Annotated in this window: 21 protein-coding genes; 11 read left to right on the top strand and 10 right to left on the bottom strand. The window is 69.1% G+C overall.

Translation table 11 applies throughout. The features are described 5' to 3' along the window. Window positions 1-4 precede the first annotated feature (4 nt). Window positions 5-3,295 (top strand): efflux RND transporter permease subunit, encoded by a 3,291-nt coding sequence (locus tag ACS5PN_RS11960; protein ID WP_439464176.1) that lies wholly within the window; start codon window positions 5-7, stop codon window positions 3,293-3,295. A gap of 1 nt (window position 3,296) precedes the next feature. After that, window positions 3,297-4,688: an efflux transporter outer membrane subunit gene (locus ACS5PN_RS11955; protein WP_439464175.1), complete on the top strand. Its 1,392-nt coding sequence runs from the start codon at window positions 3,297-3,299 to the stop codon at window positions 4,686-4,688. 36 nt (window positions 4,689-4,724) lie between these two features. Here ACS5PN_RS11955 and ACS5PN_RS11950 read toward each other — a convergent pair whose 3' ends face one another. The 5 genes from ACS5PN_RS11950 to ACS5PN_RS11930 all read right to left on the bottom strand — a co-directional run bounded on the left by ACS5PN_RS11950 (window position 4,725) and on the right by ACS5PN_RS11930 (window position 8,888). Next, window positions 4,725-5,177 (bottom strand): DUF3592 domain-containing protein, encoded by a 453-nt coding sequence (locus ACS5PN_RS11950; protein WP_439464174.1) that lies wholly within the window; start codon window positions 5,175-5,177, stop codon window positions 4,725-4,727. 147 nt (window positions 5,178-5,324) lie between these two features. After that, window positions 5,325-5,936, bottom strand: coding sequence for a PqiC family protein (locus ACS5PN_RS11945; protein ID WP_439464173.1), 612 nt, complete (start codon window positions 5,934-5,936; stop codon window positions 5,325-5,327). Continuing rightward, the gene (locus ACS5PN_RS11940) at window positions 5,933-6,991 is read right to left on the bottom strand and encodes an MlaD family protein (RefSeq protein WP_439464172.1); all 1,059 of its coding nucleotides are present in this window, start codon (window positions 6,989-6,991) and stop codon (window positions 5,933-5,935) included. Before ACS5PN_RS11940 ends, ACS5PN_RS11945 begins: the two co-directional genes overlap by 4 nt. Continuing rightward, window positions 6,988-7,761, bottom strand: a complete 774-nt coding sequence (locus tag ACS5PN_RS11935; RefSeq protein WP_439464171.1) for an ABC transporter ATP-binding protein — start codon at window positions 7,759-7,761, stop codon at window positions 6,988-6,990. Before ACS5PN_RS11935 ends, ACS5PN_RS11940 begins: the two co-directional genes overlap by 4 nt. Beyond that, window positions 7,761-8,888, bottom strand: coding sequence for an MlaE family ABC transporter permease (locus ACS5PN_RS11930; protein WP_439464170.1), 1,128 nt, complete (start codon window positions 8,886-8,888; stop codon window positions 7,761-7,763). Before ACS5PN_RS11930 ends, ACS5PN_RS11935 begins: the two co-directional genes overlap by 1 nt. Before the next feature lie 187 nt (window positions 8,889-9,075). Here ACS5PN_RS11930 and ACS5PN_RS11925 point away from each other — a divergent pair, with 187 nt between their 5' ends. Next, window positions 9,076-9,282: a hypothetical protein gene (locus tag ACS5PN_RS11925; protein WP_439464169.1), complete on the top strand. Its 207-nt coding sequence runs from the start codon at window positions 9,076-9,078 to the stop codon at window positions 9,280-9,282. Further along, a complete protein-coding gene (locus ACS5PN_RS11920) occupies window positions 9,279-9,533 on the top strand; it encodes a hypothetical protein (RefSeq protein ID WP_439464168.1) in 255 nt (84 codons plus the stop codon). Before ACS5PN_RS11925 ends, ACS5PN_RS11920 begins: the two co-directional genes overlap by 4 nt. Before the next feature lie 4 nt (window positions 9,534-9,537). On the opposite strand, the gene ACS5PN_RS11915 is transcribed toward ACS5PN_RS11920, so the two are convergent. After that, entirely contained in the window at window positions 9,538-9,966 is a 429-nt protein-coding gene (locus ACS5PN_RS11915) for a hypothetical protein (RefSeq protein ID WP_439464167.1), read from the bottom strand. A 61-nt stretch (window positions 9,967-10,027) separates the two neighbouring features. Beyond that, window positions 10,028-10,471 (bottom strand): hypothetical protein, encoded by a 444-nt coding sequence (locus ACS5PN_RS11910; RefSeq protein WP_439464166.1) that lies wholly within the window; start codon window positions 10,469-10,471, stop codon window positions 10,028-10,030. Between the two features lie 162 nt (window positions 10,472-10,633). On the opposite strand from ACS5PN_RS11910, the gene ACS5PN_RS11905 reads away from it, so the two are divergent. The 5 genes from ACS5PN_RS11905 to ACS5PN_RS11885 all read left to right on the top strand — a co-directional run bounded on the left by ACS5PN_RS11905 (window position 10,634) and on the right by ACS5PN_RS11885 (window position 16,979). After that, the gene (locus ACS5PN_RS11905) at window positions 10,634-11,425 is read left to right on the top strand and encodes a helix-turn-helix domain-containing protein (protein WP_439464165.1); all 792 of its coding nucleotides are present in this window, start codon (window positions 10,634-10,636) and stop codon (window positions 11,423-11,425) included. 220 nt (window positions 11,426-11,645) lie between these two features. Then, on the top strand, window positions 11,646-13,865 hold the full coding sequence (locus ACS5PN_RS11900; protein WP_439464164.1) for a collagenase: 2,220 nt from the start codon (window positions 11,646-11,648) through the stop codon (window positions 13,863-13,865). A 76-nt stretch (window positions 13,866-13,941) separates the two neighbouring features. Beyond that, window positions 13,942-15,009: a sensor histidine kinase gene (locus ACS5PN_RS11895; protein WP_439464163.1), complete on the top strand. Its 1,068-nt coding sequence runs from the start codon at window positions 13,942-13,944 to the stop codon at window positions 15,007-15,009. Further along, on the top strand, window positions 14,997-15,689 hold the full coding sequence (locus ACS5PN_RS11890) for a LytR/AlgR family response regulator transcription factor (RefSeq protein ID WP_439464162.1): 693 nt from the start codon (window positions 14,997-14,999) through the stop codon (window positions 15,687-15,689). Before ACS5PN_RS11895 ends, ACS5PN_RS11890 begins: the two co-directional genes overlap by 13 nt. A gap of 60 nt (window positions 15,690-15,749) precedes the next feature. Continuing rightward, window positions 15,750-16,979: an acyltransferase family protein gene (locus ACS5PN_RS11885; protein ID WP_439464161.1), complete on the top strand. Its 1,230-nt coding sequence runs from the start codon at window positions 15,750-15,752 to the stop codon at window positions 16,977-16,979. Here ACS5PN_RS11885 and ACS5PN_RS11880 read toward each other — a convergent pair. Continuing rightward, window positions 16,880-17,368, bottom strand: coding sequence for a DUF7482 domain-containing protein (locus ACS5PN_RS11880; protein ID WP_439464160.1), 489 nt, complete (start codon window positions 17,366-17,368; stop codon window positions 16,880-16,882). The genes ACS5PN_RS11885 and ACS5PN_RS11880 overlap by 100 nt on opposite strands. Window positions 17,369-17,453: 85 nt before the next feature. On the opposite strand from ACS5PN_RS11880, the gene ACS5PN_RS11875 reads away from it, so the two are divergent. Further along, a complete protein-coding gene (locus tag ACS5PN_RS11875) occupies window positions 17,454-18,560 on the top strand; it encodes an alpha/beta fold hydrolase (protein WP_439464159.1) in 1,107 nt (368 codons plus the stop codon). Here ACS5PN_RS11875 and ACS5PN_RS11870 read toward each other — a convergent pair. Then, entirely contained in the window at window positions 18,548-19,069 is a 522-nt protein-coding gene (locus ACS5PN_RS11870) for an HPP family protein (protein WP_439464158.1), read from the bottom strand. The two genes, ACS5PN_RS11875 and ACS5PN_RS11870, sit on opposite strands and share 13 nt — an antisense overlap. Before the next feature lie 132 nt (window positions 19,070-19,201). Next, a complete protein-coding gene (locus ACS5PN_RS11865; protein ID WP_439464157.1) occupies window positions 19,202-20,569 on the bottom strand; it encodes a cation:proton antiporter in 1,368 nt (455 codons plus the stop codon). 207 nt (window positions 20,570-20,776) lie between these two features. Here ACS5PN_RS11865 and ACS5PN_RS11860 point away from each other — a divergent pair, with 207 nt between their 5' ends. Then, on the top strand, window positions 20,777-21,028 hold the full coding sequence (locus ACS5PN_RS11860) for a type II toxin-antitoxin system Phd/YefM family antitoxin (protein WP_439464156.1): 252 nt from the start codon (window positions 20,777-20,779) through the stop codon (window positions 21,026-21,028). Window positions 21,029-21,041 lie beyond the last annotated feature (13 nt).

Raw genomic sequence — 21,041 nt, 5'->3', positions numbered from 1 at the left:
CGCAATGGACATCTCACGCTTCTTCATCGACCGGCCGCGCTTCGCGACCGTGTTGTCCCTCTTCATCTTCCTCATCGGCGCGCTGGCCATCCCGCTGCTGCCGATCTCGGAATACCCCGAGGTCGCGCCGCCCCAGGTCGTCGTGCGCGCCCAGTACCCGGGCGCCAACCCGCGCGTCATCGCCGAGACGGTGGCCACGCCGCTGGAAGAGCAGATCAACGGCCTCGAGAACGTGCTGTATTTCGACAGCCAGGCCACCGGCGACGGCGGCATGACGCTGACGGTCACCTTCAAGATCGGCACGCATCCGGAGGCCGCCGAGACGGCGGTGCAGAACCGCATCAACCGCGCCCTGCCGCGCCTGCCGGACATCGTGCGCCAGATCGGCGTGACGACCGAGAAGGCCGCGTCCAACCTGACCATGGTGGTCCACCTGGTCAGCCCGGACAACTCGCGCGACGCCCTCTACCTGCGCAACTACGGCACGCTGAACGTGCGCGACGACCTGCTGCGCGTGCCCGGCATGGGCTCGGTGCTGAGCTTCGGCGCCGGCGACTACGCCATGCGCATCTGGCTGGACCCGCAAAAGCTCGCCGCGCGCAACCTGACGGCAGGTGAAGTCGTCGGTGCCATCCGCGAGCAGAACACCCAGGTCGCCGCCGGCGTGCTGGGCGCCTCGCCGTCGCCCAAGGGCACCGACTTCCAGCTCTCCATCAATGCCCAGGGGCGCCTGGCCACGGAAGAAGAGTTCGGCAACATCATCGTGCGCAGCGAGCCCAAGACCGGCGCCATGGTGCGCGTGAAGGACCTCGGCCGCGTCGAGATCAGCGCCAACACCTATGCGCTGCGCAGCCTGCTGAACAACAAGGAAGCCGCGGCCATCGCCGTCTTCCAGGCACCAGGCTCCAATGCGCTGGCCATCTCGGACAACGTCCGCAAGACGATGGAGCGCCTGAAGCCCAGCTTCCCCAAGGGCGTGGACTACGACATCGTCTATGACCCGACGCGCTTCGTGCAGACCTCCATCGAGAAGGTCGTGCACACGCTGTTCGAGGCCGTCGGCCTGGTCGTGCTCGTCGTCATCATCTTCCTGCAGACCTGGCGCGCTTCCATCATCCCGCTGGTGGCCGTGCCGGTGTCCATCGTCGGCACCTTTGCCGTGCTGCTGCTGCTGGGCTTCTCCATCAACACGCTGACGCTGTTCGGCCTCGTGCTGGCAATCGGTATCGTCGTCGACGATGCCATCGTGGTGGTCGAGAACGTCGAGCGCAACATCCAGGATGGCCTCACGCCGCACGCGGCGACGGTCAAGGCCATGCAGGAGGTCTCGGGCCCCATCATCGCCATCGCCCTGGTGCTGTGCGCGGTGTTCATCCCGCTGACCCTGGTGCCGGGCCTGTCGGGCCAGTTCTACAAGCAGTTCGCCGTCACCATCGCCATCTCGACGGTGATCTCGGCCTTCAACTCGCTGACCCTGTCGCCGGCCCTGGCAGCCATCCTGCTGCGCCCGCATGACGCGCCCAAGGACGCGCTGATGCGCGGCATGGACAAGGTCTTCGGCCGCTTCTTCCACTGGTTCAACCGCTTCTTCCACCGCCGCTCCGAGGACTACGGCCGCGGCGTCACGGGCATCCTGAAGCGCAAGTCGGTCGCCCTGATCGTCTACGCGCTGCTGCTCGGCGCCACGGCCCTGCTGATGTCGCGCATCCCCAGCGGCTTCGTGCCTGCGCCGGACAAGCAGTACCTGATCGGCATCGCGCAATTGCCGGCGGGCGCCAGCCTGGACCGCACCGAGGAAGTCATCCGCCGCATGAGCGAGATCGCGCTGAAGGTGCCCGGCATCAAGGACTCGGTGGCCTTCCCCGGCCTGTCGGGCGCCGGCTTCTCGGCCGCGCCCAACGAAGGCATCGTCTTCTTCGGCCTGGAGGACTTCGAGAAGCGCACTTCGCGCGACCTCAGCAAGGAAGCCATCCTCGGCAAGGTCAACGGCGCCATCCAGCAGATCCAGGGCGCGCGCATGTTTGTCGTGCCACCGCCGCCGGTCGACGGCCTGGGCATCGCCGGCGGCTTCAAGGTGCAGGTGCAGGACCGCAGCAGCCAGGGCGAGCAGGCCCTGTACGGCGCCGTCTGGGGCACGCTGGGCCAGGTCTACGGCAACCAGAACACCTCCATCGGCACGCCGTATTCCAACTACGACATCAACGTGCCGCAGCTGTTCGCCAACGTCGACCGCACCAAGGCCAAGCAGATGGGCGTGCCGCTGGCCTCCATCTACGACACGCTGCAGATCAACCTGGGGTCGCTGTACGTCAACGACTTCACCAAGTTCGGCAAGACCTACCAGGTCATCGTGCAGGCCGACGCGCCCTTCCGCGCCAAGGCCGAGGACATCACGCAGCTGAAGACCCGCAACGACGCCGGCGAGATGGTGCCTCTGGGCTCGCTGATGAGCGTCGAGCCGACCTTCGGCCCCACCCGCGTGACGCGCTACAACGGCTTCCCGTCGGCCGACATCAATGGCGCGCCCAAGCCCGGCTTCTCGTCGGGCCAGGCCGAGGCCGAGATCGAGAACCTGCTGAAGACGCTGCCGCGCGGCTTCGGCTACGAGTTCACCGAACTCAGCTACCAGGACCGCCTGACGCGCGACGTGACCGTGCCCGTGCTGAACATGAAGGTGCCCACGCTGGCGGCCGTGCTGGCCTTTTCGGTGCTGCTCGTCATCCTCGTGCTGGCCGCCCAGTACGAGAGCTGGAGCCTGCCGCTGGCCATCATCCTCATCGTGCCGATGTGCATCCTGTCGGCGCTGTTCGGCGTCTGGCTGTCGCACTTCCCGCCCTTCATGCAGGCCGGGGACCTGAACATCTTCACCCAGGTGGCCTTGGTCGTGCTCGTGGGCCTGGCGTGCAAGAACGCCATCCTGATCGTCGAGTTCGCCAAGGAGCTGGAAGAGCAGGGCAAGTCCATCTATGACGCTGTCATCGAGGCCTGCCGGCTGCGTCTGCGCCCCATCCTGATGACGTCCATCGCCTTCTGTGCCGGCGTCGTGCCGCTGATCCTGGGCAGCGGCGCCGGCAGCGAGATGCGTCGTGCCATGGGCATCGCCGTGTTCGCCGGCATGCTGGGCGTGACCTTCTTCGGCATCTTCCTGACGCCGGTCTTCTACAGCCTGCTGCGCGCCAGCACCGAGAAGCGGCGTGCCCGCGCGGCCCAGGTGCGCGCGCAGATCGACGCCTCGGCCCATGCCTTCCACCCTGGCATCGATGACGACGCCCCCACGAAGAAGGAGGGCCATTGAGATGCTCGCCCGTCTGACCCCTCTCGCCCTGGCGCTCACGCTGGTTGGCTGCGCCGCGCCCGGCCTGTCCAAGGGCCCGGCCAACCTGGCCCCTGAGAAGTTCGCGCAACTGCCGGCATCCAACCCGGGCGCCGCCACGATGACGCAGGCCTTTGTCGACAGCGCGCAATTGCAGCGCGTCGTCGACGAGGTGCTGGCCAACAACCGCGACCTGCGCGCCTCGGCCGCACGGCTCAAGCAGGCCGAGGCCCTGGCGACAGCGGCGGGCGCCCAGCGCCTGCCCACGGTCGGCCTCGGCGCCAGCGCCAGCCGCCAGCGCGCGCCCAACGACCAGGGCCAGTTCAACAATTTCACCAGCTACGGCGTCAATGCGACGGCCGCCTGGGAGGTTGACCTGTGGGGCCGCGCCGCGGCCAATGCCCAAGCCGCCGGCTATGACGCGCAGGGCGCCGCGCTGGACCGCGATGCCGCCCAGCTCAGCCTGGCCGGCACCGCACTCAACCTGCAGACCCAGCTCATCGGCCTCGGCCATCGCCTGCAACTGGCCAAGGAAACCCTGGTCGTACAGAACCAGCTGCTCGACCTCGTGAAGGCCCGCGTCGGCGCCGGCCGCGGCACGGCACTCGACCAGGCCCGCGCCGAAGCCCTCGTCGCCCAGACCTCGGCCAGCGTGCCGGCCCTGCGCAACGCGGCCTGCCTGACGCGCCTGCAGCTCGACGTGCTGCGCGGCCAGACGCCGGCCGACTGCGACAAGGCCGACAGCGACCCGCTGCCCGCCATGCCCGAGCCCCGCCTCGTCAGCCTCGGCACCCTGCCCGACCCGGCCGGCCTGCTGGCGCAACGTCCTGATGTGAAGGCCGCGGCCTCACGCGCCCAGGCGGCCGCCTCGCGCGCCCATGTCGCCTGGGCCGCGCGCTGGCCCAGCATCGGCCTCACCGGCCAGATCGGCTGGAGCGCCGGCAGCGCCGGTGACCTGTTCAAGAGCGGCACGCAGATCCACAGCATCGCCGCGGCACTGAACTGGAACTTCCTGGACTTCGGCGCCCGCAAGGCGGAAGAGAGCGCGGCTCGTGCCGGGTTTGACGCCGCCGTTGCGAATGCCGAGCAGGCTCAGCTGGTGGCCCTGCAGGACGCCCAGGGCAGCCTGTCGACGCTGCGCGAGACCGAGCTGCAGGCCACGGCCCAGGCCACGGCCGCGGAAGCGACGGTGCGCGCGCGTGAGCTGGCGCTGAAGCGCTACGAAGCCGGCGTGACCGACTTCTATGCCCTGCTCAATGCCGAGCAGGAGCGCCTCGCGGCGGCGGATGCGCTGATCCAGGTGCAGACCCAGCGCGCCGCGGCCCTGCTGGGCGTGCACAAGGCCTTCGCGGCAAGGCTGACGGCAACGCCCTGAGCTGAAGGCGCCGGAGCCATCGGCTCCGGCCGCCGATCAGGCCGCCGCGGCGGCGGCGCCGGCGGAACGATTGCGAAAGCGCCAGAACAGCATCAGCAGGCCGACGACGAACATGCCCAGACCGAACCAGCGCGTTTCGCTGCTGCTGTCCTGCATGTCCGCCAGGCGCACGATGCCCGGCTCGTTGGGCAGATAGCGCACCTTGACCATGGGATCGGCCTTGCCGTCCTTGATGGCCTGGCCCTGCTGCTGCGGCAGGCCGATTTCGGCGCGCACCACGTCACCGGACTCCGTCTTGAAGACGATGTGGCCGCGGAAGCCGCTCTCCGAGCCGCGCTTCTTGCGCCACTCGATGCTTTCCACGCCGGCGATGGTCTCGCGGCCATTGGCCTGCAGACGCTTGATGTCGCGCGCGTCGCTCGCGCCGCTGAACATCAGATAAGGCCCGCCGAGCAGCAGCGCCAGCAGAAAGATCCAGGACCTGAACATCACTCACTCCCTTGGCGCCCACGGGCGGCCGGGCGCGATTTTTGTGTCTGTGAGGCAGCCGCCCCTGCGGGCGCAATTGTTCCAGGCGAGCCCGGCATGGCTCCTCAGGGTCTGCCTGAAGCCGCCCAGGCGACGGCGTGTCGCAGTTCACGAGGCCGCGACGATGCGCGCGGCCAGCTGCATGACGCTGCGCCGGTGCGCGTCGGCCAGCGCATCCGCCTGGGCCGCGCAGGGCAGGGTCAGTTCCACGGCCCCGGCCGCCGGCAGCGCGGTACCGGTCGGCGCATGCAGGGCGGCCCAGCGCCAGCGCGCGCGCAGCGTCAGCTGCAGGCCGGCGCCGTCGGGCCGGGCCAGCCATTCATCCACCTGCACCAGCAGTCGCAGCGACTCGGCGTCGCGGTCGGGCGCCGCGGCGAGAGCCACCGGGTAGGGCTGGCGCAGCCGCCCCAGGTCCTCGGCCAGCAGGCGCGGCAGGGCCTCGCGCAGCGGTTCGGCCCAGCGCGCCTCGGGCCAGGGCCGCAGCCCGGCACTGCCTTCGGCGACCAGCATCTCGTCGCGGTCCAGCAACTCGGGCAGGGCGATCTGCGGGCTCAGCACCCAGGCCCGGTTGTCCTGGCCGGGTTGCGTTCCGGGCGGCAGCGCTGGCGCGCCGGTCAGGCCGTAGAGACGGCGTGGTGGCGTGTCGCGCGTGGCACAGCCGGTCAGGGCGGCGGCGGCCAGCAGCACGAGGTCGCGGCGGTGCAGGGCGATCGGCTTCATCGTGCGGGCTCCCGGGTCGGCGCGTGTGACGGTGTATCGGGTTTGCGGCCACGCAGCAGCGCCTCGGGCTGCGCATCCAGCGTGCTGGCGAGCTGGCGCAGGGCGCGCGCGGCTTGCGACAGGTCGCGCATCGTGCGCTCCGTCTGCTGCAGCAGCGGGCCGTCGCCATCGGCGGCTTCGCGCAGCGAGGCGCTGGCGCGCTGCAGCTCGGCCAGGGTCTTCTGCAGGTCCGGCACCAGCGGGCCCTTGGGGTCGAGCAGCACATTGGCTTTGTCCGCGCCCGCGCCAAGCTTGTCGGCCGCGCTGGACACCTTGTCGCCGGCCCGGTCCACGCTGGCCATGGCGCGCTCGGCACCGCGTGTCAGCGGCGCGGCGCGCTGCTCCAGCTGGGCGGCCAGCTTGCGCGCGTGGCTGGCCGTGGCGGCGAAGTCCTGCATGCCCTGCTTGAGTTCGGGCGAGGCGATCAGCGTGCGTGCCGAGTTCGCGATCTGGCTGAGGTCGTCGAGGATCTTGCGCAGGTCCACGCTTTCGAGCTGGTTCTTCAGCGCCTGGAAGACGGTCGCGCTGGTCGGAATCTCGGTCGCGTCGCCGCGATACCCGCCGTGCAGCACGCCCTTGGGCTTGGCGCGGATGTCCAGGTCGACATAGAGCTGGCCCGTCACCAGGCTCTGCGTGCCGAGCTGGGCGGTCAGGCCGCGCTCGATCAGCGTCGGTAACGCATGGGCGATGTCGCCGTGCGATCGGTGTCCGTCCAGGTTGCGCACGGCGTCGTCATCGAGCTCGGCGACGACGGGGATGGCGAAGCTGTCGGTCTTGCTGTCGTAGTAGACGCGGATCTCGGTCACGTCGCCCACATGCACGCCGCGGAACACCACGGGCGCGCCCTTCTGCAGGCCGAAGACCGAGCCGCTGAAGAACATGACGACGCGCTGCGGCTGCTTGAACCAGTGCTGGCCCGGCAGCAGGATCAGGCCGGCGACGAGGATGGCCAGCGCGCCCACGACAAAGGCGCCGATGACGAAGGGATTGGCGCGGCGGCGCTTGCTGCTGCTCATGCCGCCTTCCTTTCGGTGTCTGCTTGGCCGCGCGTCAGGAACTCGCGCACGGCGTCCGGCCCGTGGTCGCGCAGCTCCTCGGGCGGGCCGAGAGCCGTCGCCGTGTGCGCCTCGACGTCGAGGAAGAGCACGCGGTCGGCCACGGCGAACAGACTGTCCAGCTCATGCGTGACGAGGACGATGGCGCGGCCCATCTCGTCCTTGAGCTTCTTGATGAGGTCGTCCAGCCGCGCCGAGGTCAGCGGGTCCAGGCCCGCCGAGGGCTCGTCCAGGCACAGCAGCGGCGGGTCCAGCATCAGGGCCCTTGCGATGGCCGCGCGCTTCCTCATGCCGCCCGACAGCGCCGACGGCTCGGCGTCGAAGGTGGCCGGGTCGTCCAGCCCGGCCAGGGCCAACTTGAAGCGTGCATTGCGCTCGCGCTCGGCCTCGTCCTGCTCGGTGTAGAGCTCCAGCGGCAGCATCAGGTTCTCGCCGACGGTCATGCTGCTCCACAGTGCACCGGCCTGGAAGGCGACGCCGATCTCGCGCCGCGGCGGGTCGTCGCCATGCACGTCGCGTTCCTCGCCATTCGCCGTCCACAGCACGCGGCCCACCTTGGGTGTCTGCAACCCGATCATGTGGCGCAGCAGCGTGCTCTTGCCACAGCCGCTGGCGCCGACGATGGCCAGCACCTCGCCGGCTTTGACCTCGAAGTTCAGGCCGTGCTGCAGCTCCTTGCCGCCGGCATGCAGGCTGAGGTTCTCGATCTTCATCAGTACCTCGTCGGCCATCACACGTCCAGCCTTTGGAAGATGACCGTCAGCGCCGACGCGGCCACCACCATCCACACGATGGCCTGCACGACGGCTGCCGTCGTCGCCTCACCGACGGCCTGAGCGCTGCGGCCGGCGTTCAGGCCCTGGCGGCAGCCCGCCAGCGCCACCAGCACCGCATAGACGCTGCCCTTGAGCAGGCCGACGAAAAGATCCCAGCCTTCCAGTGCATCGCGCGTGGTGGCCAGGTAGGCTGCGGAAGGCACGTCGTAGAGGCCGACGGCCACGGCCCAGCCCACGGTCAGGCCGGCGATGCCGGCGCACAGCGTCAGCATCGGGCCGGTGACGAGCAGGGCCAGCATGCGCGGCAGCACCAGATGCTCGACCGGGTCCACGCCCAGCGTCGTCAGCGCGTCGATTTCCTCGCCGGCGCGCATGCTGCCGATCTGGGCCGCGAAGGCCGCGCCCACGCGGCCCGCCAGCACGATGCCCACGACCAGGGCGGCGATCTCGCGCACGACACCAATGGTGACGAGATTGGCGATGAAGCTCTGCGCGCCGAAGCGCTGCAGCTGCTGGGCGCCCATATAGGCCACGATCAGCCCCACCAGGGAGCTGACCAGCAGCACGATGGGCAGGCTGCGCGGGCCGGTCTGCTCGATCTGCCACAGCCAGTCGCTCAGGCGCATCGCGCTGCGGCCACGTGCCAGCCGGCCGACGGCGGCAAGGGTGTCGCCGATGAAGACCAGGGTCTTGCGCCACTCGGGGTCTGGCGCTTCTTCTTCATCGTCGGTGGGCTTCTTCGTCGGGCGTGCCTCGCCCTGCGGCAGGCTGAGCTTCAGCAGGGGCTGCAGGCCGCGCGGCAGACCTTCGAGATCGAGCTGCACGCCGGCACGGGCCAGCGGCGCCAGCAGCTGCCACAGCGCGCCGGCCAGGGGCGGCTGCCAGTGCGACAGGGCCGAACTGTCGAAGGCGATCGTCGTGCCCTCGGCCGCGGGCAATCCGGCCGGCGGCTTGGGCAGGTCGACACCCTTCAGGTCGCCGGCCAGCACGAGCAGCCACTGCGGGCCTTCGCCCTCCCAGTGCGCCGCTTCCGCGCCGGTGGCACCGGACGGAGGCAGGGGAGTGGACAGGGCATGGGACATGACGACTCATGCTCTGTCCCGGCTGCGGCTTTACGGCCCGGACGCCAACGGCGCGATTTGTAGGACGGCACGCCGCCACTGCGGCTCTGTCGGTCTGGGCCGACACGCCAACGGCAGCGCGGATGACCGCGCTGGCGCGGTCTGGCGACCAAAGTTGTAGCCAGACCGCTCGACTCAGGAGACCGCGATGAAGTCCACCAATCCGACCCCAGGCGATGGCCTGCAAGGCGAGGGCAACTACGACGCCGCCCGCCGCCACCGCGAGTCCGCCGAGAAGTTCGTGAAGAGCGGCGCCGTCGAGCCTGCAGCCCGCGATGCGGCGCCTCACAGCATCGACGAGGCCCGCGAGATGCGCGACGCCGAAGAGTTTGGCAAGAGCCACGCCAAGCGATGAGCAGGACCATCAACCCCGACGCCGCCCGGCCCGAGGGCAAGCCCTCGCTGCCGCATGAGCGCGACCAGCAGAACACGGCCACCAATGCCAAGCCCGACCCGCAGGTGGATCGTGCCGCGCGCGATCTGAAGCAGGGCCAGGTCGACACCGATTTGCGCGCCACGCCAGGGCTGGACGCCGGCCGCCGCGGCGGCATGGTCAAGGGCGGCGAGCATGGAGCCGGTGATCAGAAGACCCGTCGGGGCAGCTAGCCCGTTAAAGGCGTTCGATGAGCCTGCGACAGCGATAGCTTCGCCAGGCCTCGACCCCTCCGGCAAGCAAGGCCAGCCCGAGAACCACTTGCAGCCCGAGCGCCACCTGGCGTGCGGCTGAAGAGGTGGCGCCGCTTGTGACGAGATAGCAGAAGCCCGCGCCAGCGAGGAGGTAGGCCATGTGCCGGACGCTGCCGGTCGCTGGTACCACCCTTTCGCCCGTGCTGAGGTTCTTCCAGCCGGCCAACGTCTGCCAGTTGTCTGCGCTGCGCAGCACCGCCGTCAGGTTGTCGCCGGCCTGCACACGTGGCCAGCCAGCCACCCTGACGCCGTAGTGCTTACGTCCGCCGGCTTCAAAGGAGAAGTGCGTCGTGCGAGGCCTGTGCCGGGCAGATTCGTAGCGCTGGATGTCGAAGACGCGTTCCAGCGTCAAGGTCAGGACCTGCAAGGTGGGATCGCGATATGCGGGGCTGGCCAGTGTCGCCGCGACCCTCTCAGGCTGCCTGCAGGATGCGCGCAGCGCGCACGTTCTGCCACCAGTTCATCGCCAACACCCCAGTCGCCATCACGCCGGCCACGGTGCCGATGCTCAGCAGCAGGCGCGTGTGGGAGCTTTGGGCGATCGACCAGGCGACACCAGCAGCGCAAGCCATCGCGGCAACCACCGCCAGGGCCGCCGAGCTGCCTGCTTCCAGCATGACCACTTCGCCATTGCTATGGTTCTTCCAGCCGATCAGCGAGTGCCAGTTGTCGGCGCGGCGCAGCACCACCGTCACCCGGTCGCCGACCTCCAGGCGCGGATGGCCGGGCAATCGCACCCAGGAGTGATGTTCGCTATCCGCCACGCAGGAGAAGATGACGCAGGGGGCGTTCTCTCCGTCGCCGGCCTGGTAGTGGACATCGAAAAGCCTTTCTAGCTGGACGGTATGAGCGATCACTTGGACGGGCCGGTCGGTTCGACGTGGAAAAGTGTCTCAGGCTGGCTTCGCTTCCGCGAATGTCGATCGAAGCGCAATCCGGATTGTTGCGTCGCCCGGATGGGGGCTGGCTGGGGACAAGGTGCCACGACAAACTGCGCCCCCACTTCGTGCCGCCCCACCTTGATCTGCACCGACGCGCCTCCGTCCGAGCCCCCTGTTGCCCACTGGCGCCAGCAGTTCCTGCGTGAGCTCGCGCAGCCGCTGCCCTGGGTGGAGGCCCTGTTCGACCGCCAGCCCGACATGGTCTTCTCCATCAAGGACCGCAGCGGCCGCTATGTCTCCATCTCGCAGGCCTGCGCGGAGCGCTGCGGCCTGGTGCACCAGGGCGACGCCATCGGCCGCACCGCGCGGCAGCTGTTCCCGGCCCATATGGCCGAGCGCTACATGGCCCAGGACGAGCAGTTGTTCCGCACCGGCGAGCCGGTGCTGGACAACCTCGACCTGACCTTGTTCCCCAACCGCGAACCCGGCTGGTGCCTCAGCACCAAGCTGCCGCTGCACGACCGGGCGGGCCTCATCATCGGCCTGGCCTGCCTGTCGCGCGACCTGGAGGAGCCCAGCCGCTCCGGCATGGTCGACGCGCGCATGGCCGCCGTCGTGGACCTGATGCTGGCGCGGCATGCCGAGCCGCTCGGCGTCGAGATGCTGGCCGACCAGGCGGGCCTGAACGTCGCGCAGTTCGAGCGACGCATGAAGAAGATCTTCCGCCTCAGCCCCAGCCAGTACCTCACCAAGCTGCGCATCGACGCCGCCGCGCGGCTGCTGCAGGCGAGCGACCGGCGCATCAGCGACATCGCGCTGGACTGCGGCTTCTGCGACCAGAGCGCACTGACCAAGCAGTTCCGCGCACTGACCGGCCTCACGCCGCTGGCCTTCCGCCGTTGGGTGCGCGACATCCGCCCCGAGGCGTGACGCCTTGTATCCGCGCCCCTCGCGGCGCGCCTGGGGCCAACCCGGCCCGGGACAACCCGCGCCGCACCCTGTGAAGCCCGTGATGAAGCCGCGCTGGCCGTCGGTTTCACACCTCGCCGATCGCAGCGAATCCGCACAAGACGGGTCCGTGGGCCGCACGTAAGTTGCGCCCCCGCTGCATCGCCTTATCACCGGCGACGGCGCAACACAGGAGACACCCATGAAGACCTTGCACCGCCTGGCCACGAGCCTGGCGCTGGGCGCGTTGGCCACGCTGGCCGCGGCCCACGACGATCCGAAACAGCAGGCGCCGCGCCCCAGTCAGCGCAGCGCCCTGCCTCCCTCTCCCGAGCAGGCCCAGTACCAGCTGCAGACGGCGCCGCGCGACGCCGCCAAGCTCGTCGCCGGCCGCGTGAAGGCGCTGGCCGCACGGCCCTGCGAAGACATGAGCGTGCTGGCCGGCCTGCAGGGCAGCGCCCTGGCCGACTACATCGCCAATCTGCCGGCCTTCGACTGCCACTACGGCCTGTTCTCGCTGAGCGGCACGCGCGCAGCCAGCGTGTTCAGCGCGGCCAACGTGACGGCCGTGGCCCAGCGCTTCGCGCAGGAGGCGGCCAGCTACGACGCCACCAACATCCGCCTCGTCAACCTGACGCTCTATTTGCGCGCCGGCTACTACCTGGCCAGCGGCGGCAGCGGCCCCGCACTGCCTGCTGCGGTGCGCGACGTCACGCGCAATGCCATCGGCACCCTGATCGACAACGGCCGTCTGATGCGCGCCAACACGCCGGGCTACACGACAGCCGGCGAGGTGATGACGCTGATCACCAACCAGAACGACGAGCTCTACTACATGCCGCGGCTGCGCAGCCTCGTCACGCGCTTCACCAACACGCCGTCCAACCCCAGCGCCGTGCAGGCCTTGTCCGATCGCACCGTCGGCGCCGGCTTCACCGGTGCGCTGACGGTCATGTACTACGTGCACTGGCGCGACGGCGCCGCCGCTGTGCTGCAGAACGACCCCAGCTACACGCAGGCGCTTTACGGCTTCGTGCGCGGCAACCGCGCCGCGCTGCTGGGCACGGCCAACGACTACCAGCTCAACGACGCCTTGCGCGAGGCGCTGCGCTACGGCCAGTACCCGGCGCTGCTGCCCACGGTCAGCCAGGAGATCCGCGACACGCTGGCCAACAGCCGACCGAGCGACAACAGCGTCTCGCTGTGGGCCGGTGCGGCCGAGGCCGTCAGCTACTACGACAACGCCAACTGCGCCAGCTATGGCACGTGCAACTACAAGACCACGCTGGCCGATGCGGTGCTGAAGTTCTCGCAGAGCTGCAGCAGCACGATACGCGTGCGCGCCCAGGCCCTCACCGCCGCGCAGTTCTCCGACACCTGCGGCCAGCTGGCCGCCGAGGAGACCTATGCGCACACCATGCTGAAGACCCAACGCAAGCCTGTCGCCAACGACAACAACAGCGCGCTGGAGGTCGTCGTGTTCGACGACTACGCCAACTACCAGAAGTACGCCTCGCTGATCTACGGCATCAGCACCGACAACGGCGGTATGTACCTCGAGGGCAACCCGGCAGACGCGGCCAACCAGGCGCGCTTCGTCGCCTACAAGGCCACCTGGCTGCCCGACTTCCAGATCTGGAACCTCAAGCACGAGTACATCCACTACATCGACGGCCGCTTCGACATGGTGGGCGACTTCGCGCTGGGCACCTCCAAGCCCACGGTCTGGTGGATCGAAGGCATTGCCGAGTACATCTCGCTGGGCAACAACAACCAGGCCGCCATCGATGCCGCGCGCACGGCCCAGTACAAGCTCAGCGACATCTTCGGCAACACCTACGACATGGCCGACTACGTCAACCGTGCCTACCGCTGGGGCTATATGGCCACGCGCTTCATGGTCGAGCGCCATCGCAGCGACGTGGACGCCAACCTCGCCTTGTTCCGCGTGGGTGACTACGCTGGCTACCAGGCGCGCATGCAGGCCATCGGCACGCGCTACGACGCCGAGTTCGCCAGCTGGGTGGCCTCCGCCACGACGGCAGGCCAGCCGCCGCTGCCCACCGACTCCACGCTGCCCGCCTGCAGTGGCGACACGCGCTATCTCGGCCGCAACTGCACCATCGCGCTGCCCGCGGGCACGGTCAACTACCTCTACCTGCGCCTGCCGGCAGGGGCGAGCAATGTGCGCATTGCCAGCAGCGGCGGCACCGGTGACCTGAGCCTGGCTGTCGACTACGGCCGCTGGCCCACCGCCACCCAATACCTGGCCCGCTCCTGGCAGTCCGGCACGGTGCAAAGCGTCAGCATCAACCAGCCCGGCTCGTCCGACTGGTACTACGTCGTGCTCGGGTCCAAGGATTCGCGCGCCAGCTACAGCGGCGTGAGCATCGCCGCCACCTACGACCTGCCCAAGCCCTGACGCCAAGGGGCGAAGCGCGGTCCTGCAGGGGCGGGCCGCGGCGCCGGTGGGGCCAAAGCCCGCTACGCTGCGGCCCATGTCCCTGCTGCCGCGCCGCTGGCGCCTTCCCTATTTCGCCGTGCTGGGCATCATTGGCCTGCTGCTCAGCATCTCGGCCCTGCAGTCCTACCGGCTCTCAGGCGGCACGCGCCCCTGGGAGCCTTTCCTCTGGGAGTTCAGCTCCGTTGTCGTCATCGGCGCGCTGGCCCTCGGCGTGCATGCGCTGCTGGGCCGCTTGCAGGGCCTGCCCTGGCCGCGCCAGCTGGCGGCGCATGCGCTGGCCATGCCGCTGTTCAGCCTGCTGCACGTCGGCGGCATGTTCGGCCTGCGTTTCGCGGTCTATGGCCTGGCCGGTGTTGGCTATCACCCCGACGACCTCGCCACCGTGCTGGTCTTTGAAGGCGGCAAGGACGCGGTCAGCTATCTGAGCTTCTGCCTGATCTCGCGCGGTGTCTGGATGGCGCAGGCCGCCGCCGCGCGCGCCCAGGAGCTGGACCGCGCGCGACGCGAGCTGGCCGAGGTGAGGCTGGCGCGCCTGGCCGACCAGGTCCAGCCCCACTTCCTGTTCAACACGCTGAACCTGATCTCGTCCGTCATGTACGAGGATGTGGCGCGGGCCGACCGGCTGCTGTGCCAGCTGGCCGACCTGCTGCGCCAGACGCTGGCGGCGCAGCAGCGTGTCGAACACACGGTGCGCGAGGAGCTCGCGCTGGTGCAGCCTTTTCTCGCGCTGATGCAGGCGCGCTTCGGACCCGAGCGCCTGGTCGTGCAGATCGAGGCCGATGCGGCCGCAGCCGAATGCCGGCTGCCGGCCCTGCTGCTGCTGGCGCCGGTGGAGAACGCGGTCAAGCACGACGTGGCGCGGCATCGTGGGCGGGTCACCGTCAGCGTGCGGGCCGAGCGCGTGGGCGAACGGCTGAAGCTCATCGTCAGCAACCAGGGCGACACACCGGTGCCCGAGTCGCCGCCCGATCCCGACGGCGGCTTTGGTCTGCGCAATCTGCGCGAGCGGCTGGCGGCGCGCTATGGCGAGGCCGCGCGTGTCGAGTTCGGGCCGAGCGGCCCGGGCATGGCGCTGGACCTGGAGCTGCCATGCGTGTGCTGATCGTCGACGACGAGCCCGCCGCGCGCGCCAAGCTGCGCCGCCTGCTGGCGGCCGAGCCCGATGTGGCCGAGCTGATGGAGGCGCCCGACGCCCCCGCGGCGCTGGCCCTCGTGCGTGCGCTCGCGGAGCCGCCCGATCTGGCCCTGCTCGACATCGAGATGCCCGGCGGCAATGGCGTGCAACTGGCCGCCGCTTTGCGCGAGGCCGGCGTGCGCTGCATCATCTTCTCGACCGCCCATGCCGAACATGCGCTGCAGGCCTTCGAGCTTGCGGCCCTGGACTATCTGCTCAAGCCCTACACCGCCGAGCGGCTGGGTGCGGCGCTGGATCGCGTGCGCGAGTTGCTGGCTCGGCCCGCGGCACCGGTGGGTGAATGCTGGGTGGAGGGCGAGCGCGTTTCCCTCGCCGAGGTGCAGTGGATCTCGGCGGCCGACAACTACATCGAGCTGCACCTGCCGCCGCGCAGCCTGCTGGAGCGAGCGACGCTGGCCGATGCGCTGGCCCGCCCCGGCTGGGCCGCGCGCTTCCTGCGTGTGCACCGCAGCCATGCCGTCAACATGGCTCATGTGCGGCGCATAGAGAGGCTGGGCAGCGGTGAGGCGGTGTTGACGCTGAACAGCGGCGAGACCGTGCGCGTGTCGCGCGGCTACCGCGCGGCGCTGGACGCATTCGCCCCTTAGATCCCACCACTCGCCCCAGTCCGCTCGCGGTGCAACGCGAGGGCCCCGAAGCTGGCGGCCATGAACACCACCACCACCTCACGCCTGCCATTCCTCGACGGCCTGCGCGTCGCCGCCTTCGCGCTGCTGATCCCGTATCACGTCGGCATGTACTACGTGACCTGGGACTGGCATGTGAAGAGCCCGGCGGCCAGCGACGCTCTCGAGCCCTTCATGCAGCTCAGCTCGCCCTGGCGGCTGGGCCTGCTCTTCCTGATTGCAGGCGCGGCCTGCCAGGGCCTGTTCGCCAAGCGCGGCGCCCTGGGCACGCTGAAGGACAGATCGCTGCGCCTGTTGCTGCCGCTGATCTTCGGCATGGTCGTCATCGTCACGCCCCAGGCCTATTACGAGGTGCTGACCAAGGCGCCCGACGTGCTGCCCGGCGATGGCGGCTACCTGGACTTCTGGCGCTTCTATCTGCACGCCGGCAAGGCCTGCCGCGGCAACGACTGCATGACGATGCCGACCTGGAACCATCTGTGGTTCCTGCCCTATCTGTGGCTGTATGCGGTGCTCGGCGCGCTGGTGGCACGCTTCATCCGCATTCCCGGTGATCTGAAGCTGCCGGCCTGGGCCTGGCTGCTGCTGCCCGCCGTGCCGCTGGCGCTGATGCGTGTCTTCATCAAGCCGCTGTTCCCGATCGAGCATGACCTGGTGCATGACCTCTACAACCATCTGCAATACGGCTGGCTGTTCGCCATCGGCTGGGCCAGCCGCACGCCGCTGGCGGCCGGGTTCTGGGCCGCGGCATTGCGGCTGCGCTGGGCGGCCCTGGGCCTGTCGCTGGCCATCTGGGCCGTGCTGCTGGTCTATGCCCAGCACTACGCCAGCAACGAGCCGCCCGAGGCCATGGTCGTCGCCGCCCGCTCGCTGCGCGGCTCGCTGACCTGGTGGGCCATCGTGGCCTGCTGCGGCTGGGCCCAACGCACCTTCACCCGCGAATCGCCGCTGCTGCGCGAGGCCAGCAAGGCGGTGTTCTGCCTCTACATCCTGCACCAGAGCGTCATCGTCGTGCTGACACAGGCGCTCAAGCCGCTGGGCCTGCCCTGGGGCCGGGAGGCCCTGCTGCTGATAGCTCTGACCTTTGCGATCAGCGGGCTGGGCTATCTGGGCGCACGCCGCGTGCCGGGCCTGGCCCTGCTGCTGGGCATTCAGCGTACGCCGCGCAAGGCGACGCCGTCGGCGCCGCGCGTGATGGGGCAGTTGACGACGATGCCGGTCACGTCGAACTCGACCTCGCCCGAGGCCTGAGCTTCCAGCAGGGCTTCCTCCGAGCGCAGCTCGCGCTGCGGTTTTCCCGGCTTCCAGCGCACCAGCACCAGCCGCCACAAGGGGCTGTAGTTGGAGTCGGGTATGGCCGAACCGACGGCCGCCGGGCCGGAGGCAAAGATGCTGATCTGGGCGCCGTCGGCAAACTTGTAGACGCGCTCGGTCAGCGAGGCACTGCCGACACCGACGGCGCCGGCCAGGCGCGGCACATGGTTGATGCCGGCCTGCGTCGCCATGGCCGCATCGGAAATGTCCGTCGTCACGTATTCGACGCGTCGGCCGTCCACCCAGGCCTGCTCGCGCGGCAGCGTGATGCCGGTGGCGCAGGCGGCGAGAAGCGGAGGCAGCAAAAGCCAGAGCAGGTTTTTCATGGCATGGCAGTCGGTGCGGGCCGGCAGACCCTTACGGTTTGGTCGTGGGTGCTATGGTGCGCCGCCCGTTCAACGCTCGTCCGCCATGATCGAGAAAATCCTGCCTGTCGCGTTGCTGTTTTTCGTCGGATTGGTCCATGCGGCCGACGCACCGCCGCCCGCCGAGCCGGCCTATATCGCTGTGCGACCCATGATTGCCGAGCAGCAGCGCCTGGTCGCGCCCAACGCCATCGAGGTCAGCGAGGCCGTCGAGCTGGGCGGGTTGAAGCAGTGGATCACCATCCGCGGTGCCGACAAGGCCAACCCGGTGCTGATCTATGTGCATGGCGGCCCGGGCGCGGCCGAGATGGGGCGCAGCTGGCCCTACCAGCGCGGTTGGGAGGACTTCTTCACCGTCGTGCAGTGGGACCAGCGCGGCACGGCCAAGACCCTGCGTTCCGGCGGCGAGGCGGCCAACAAGGCCGAGCTGACGCGCGAGCGCATGGCCAAGGATCTGGTCGAGCTGATGGCCCTGGTGCGCCAGCGCCTGGGCGTCGAGCGCGTCGTGCTGCTCGGCCACTCCTGGGGCAATGTCATCGGCCTGGATGCGGCGATGGCCAAACCCGAGTGGGTCAGCGCCTATGTCGGTGTCGGGCCGCTGATGAATCTGCAGGCCAACGAGAAGGCGCAGTACGAGGGGCTGCTGGCCGAAGCCCGCAAACGCAAGGACGCGACGGCTCTGGCTGAACTCGATGCCATCGCGCCCTATCCGGGCGAAGGCGACATCCCCTTCGCCAAGGTCAACGTGGCGCGCAAATGGGTGCAGGCCTGGGGCGGCCTGGCGGCCTACCGCGACAACGCCAACTTCTATTTCCGCGCCGCACGGCTGTCGCCCTATTACGAGTTCGAGGACCGTCTGGCCATCGACGCCGGCGGCCAGCTGTCGGTCCCGGCCCTGCTGCCCGACATGAAGCGGGCCGACCACACGCAGATCCGCGCCACCCGCTTCCCGGTGCTGATGTTCCTCGGCCGCCACGACCTGACGACGCCGTCTTCGGTCATCGAGCCCTGGCTCGCCCAGTTGAAGGCGCCGGTGAAGCAGCTGGTCTGGTTCGAGCACTCGGCCCACCTGGCGCCGCACGAGGAGCCGGGCAAGTTCCTGGTCGCCCTCGTCGAGCGGGTGCGGCCGCTGGCCGTGGGTCAGCGCCAGTAGACCGGGTAGATCCGTTTGCAGGCGCGGTGGTAGAGCACCGCGACGACGACCATCGTCAGCGCACCGAACAGCGTCGGAAAGAGCAGGAAGCTCCACTTCGGTGCGACCAGGAAGACGATGACGGGGTTGGAGCCGGCCGGCGGGTGCAGGGTGCGCGTCAGCATCATCAGCGCCACCGAGGCCGCCGCGGCCGAGGCCAGCGACCACCAGCTCGGGCCGAACAGCGCCAGCGCACCCAGGCCTACGGCGGTGCAGATGACATGGCCGCCGACGAGGCTGCGCGGCTGGGAGAAGTCCAGCTCCGGGAAGGTGAACAGCATCACCGCGCTGGTGCCGAAGGAGCCGAGCAGCAGCAGCAGGCCCAGGTTGTAGGAGGCAAAGCCCAGCACGCCGATGATGGTGAAGACACCGGCGCAGGCGAGGGCGCCGCGGCGCAGGCCATAGCGCGGCGCGCGACTGGGCTGGCGGGCGGTGGCCTGTGCCACGACGCCGGAAGCAAGCTCGCTCATGGAGGTCCTCGGCAGGTCCCGGAGATCTAGCAAGGATCACGCCGGACCGGGGCAAAAAAACAGGGGCAGGCCGGCGGCCACGCCCCTTGCAAACGCCGCCGACACCTCACTGCGGCAGCGTGGAGACTGTGATCAGGCGGGATGGGCGGCGGTGCTGCTGCCCGGGACGGCCTCCAGCTCGCCCGATTCGCGCGCCTTGCGGCCGTAGAAGATCTCGAACAGCGGCGTGGCCATCATGGTCGTCACCACGGCCATCAGCACCAGCATCGAGAACAGGGCCGGGCCGATGATGCCCTTCTGCAGGCCGATGTTGATGATGATGAGCTCCATCAGGCCGCGGGAGTTCATCAGCGCGCCGATGCCCAGGGCCGTGCGGTTGTCTTCACCGGCCATGCGGGCAGCCAGGTAGCAGGCGCCGAACTTGGCCAGCACCGAGGCCACCAGCACACCGGCGGCGATCAGCAGCAGTTGGACCGAATTGATCATGTCCAGGCGCGTGTTCAGGCCCGAGTAGGTGAAGAACATCGGCAGCAGCAGGATGACGGCCAGTGGTTCGACCTTCTTTTTCAGCTCCGCGGCAAACAGGCCCCGCGGCATGACGGCGCCGAGGATGAAGCCGCCGAAGATGGCGTGGATGCCGACGGCGTCCATGATGAAGGCCGACAGGCAGAACAGGGCCATCGTGATGCCCAGCACCGTCATGCTCATTTCGCCCTCGCGCTCGACGATGCGGCCCAGGGGGGCCAGCAGCTTGCGGCCGAACAGCATGATGAAGGCTGCGTAGAGCACGCCGCCGCCAATGGCCAGCACCGCCACGCCCGGGCCGGCGCCAAAGGCCGCCAGCACCAGAGCCAGAACGCACCAGGACACGGCATCATCGAAGGCGCCGGCCGTCAGCGACAGGGTGCCCAGCGAGGTATTGGCCAGGCCGCGCTCGTTGATGATGCGGGCCAGCATCGGGAAGGCCGTCAGCGCGATGCAGGCGCCCATGAAGAGGGTCGCATTGGTCGTCGAGATGCCTTCGGCGAACAGCCCGGGCACCTGCAGCAGCAGTGGCGTGATCAGGAAGGCGATGAAGAAGGGCGCTGTGATGCCGGCCACCGACACGCCAATGGCGCTCTTGGCCTTGGTTGCGAAGTGGTCCAGCCGCAGCGTCGTGCCTACGAGGAACATGTACAGACCCACGCCGAGCTGCGCGCCGGTGTACAGGACGTTCTTCATCTCCTTCGGGAAGATGGCGGCCTGGATCTCGGGCGCCAGCAGGCCGAACAGCGACGGGCCCAGCAGCACGCCGGCGATCATTTCGCCAACGACCTGGGGCTGCCCGAGGAATTTGCTGCCGAACCAGCCGACGACGCGGCAGGCCAGCAGGATGATGGCCAGCTGCAGGAAGAAGTGGATACTGAAGTCGCCCGGCGCGTAGGTCTGGGCGGCTGCTGCCGCGGCGGGGCCATGCTTGGCGAACACGTCGCCCAGGATGGCAGGAAGGTCGAAATCCATGGCTGTTCCTCGTCGTTTTTCTGTCGCCGTCCTGAACCGCGTCGCGATCTTGTACAGCGTTGTCTGCCGTTTTTGGTGAAAGCGCATTCACCGCGTGGAACACTTTGCCAGCCGGGTTTCTGGTGTCCATGGGGTCGAACCGATCCGAGCCTATGTACCTACATCCCAATTGCGCGCTTGAAGGTACGTAGGTACATTCGCCAGACCATGAAGCTCCTCACCAGCCGCGAGTTCAACCGCGACGTCAGCCTCGCCAAGCGGGCGGCGCAGGTGGAGCCCGTCGTCATCACCGACCGGGGCCAGCCCACCCATGTGCTGATGAGCATTGGCGACTACCGCCGGCTGAGCGGCGAGGGAGAAAGCATCCTGGAGCTGCTGGCCATGCCCGAAGTGGTGGCCATCGACGCTGCGGATGCCGCGGCCGACGGCGCCTGGGATCACCGCGAGAACCTGGGCTGAAATGAAATCCAAA

It is taken from the genome of Roseateles sp. NT4, from assembly GCF_051857475.1.
Classification (GTDB): Bacteria; Pseudomonadota; Gammaproteobacteria; order Burkholderiales; family Burkholderiaceae_C; genus Pelomonas.
This window is presented reverse-complemented; position numbering and strand designations above follow the sequence as displayed.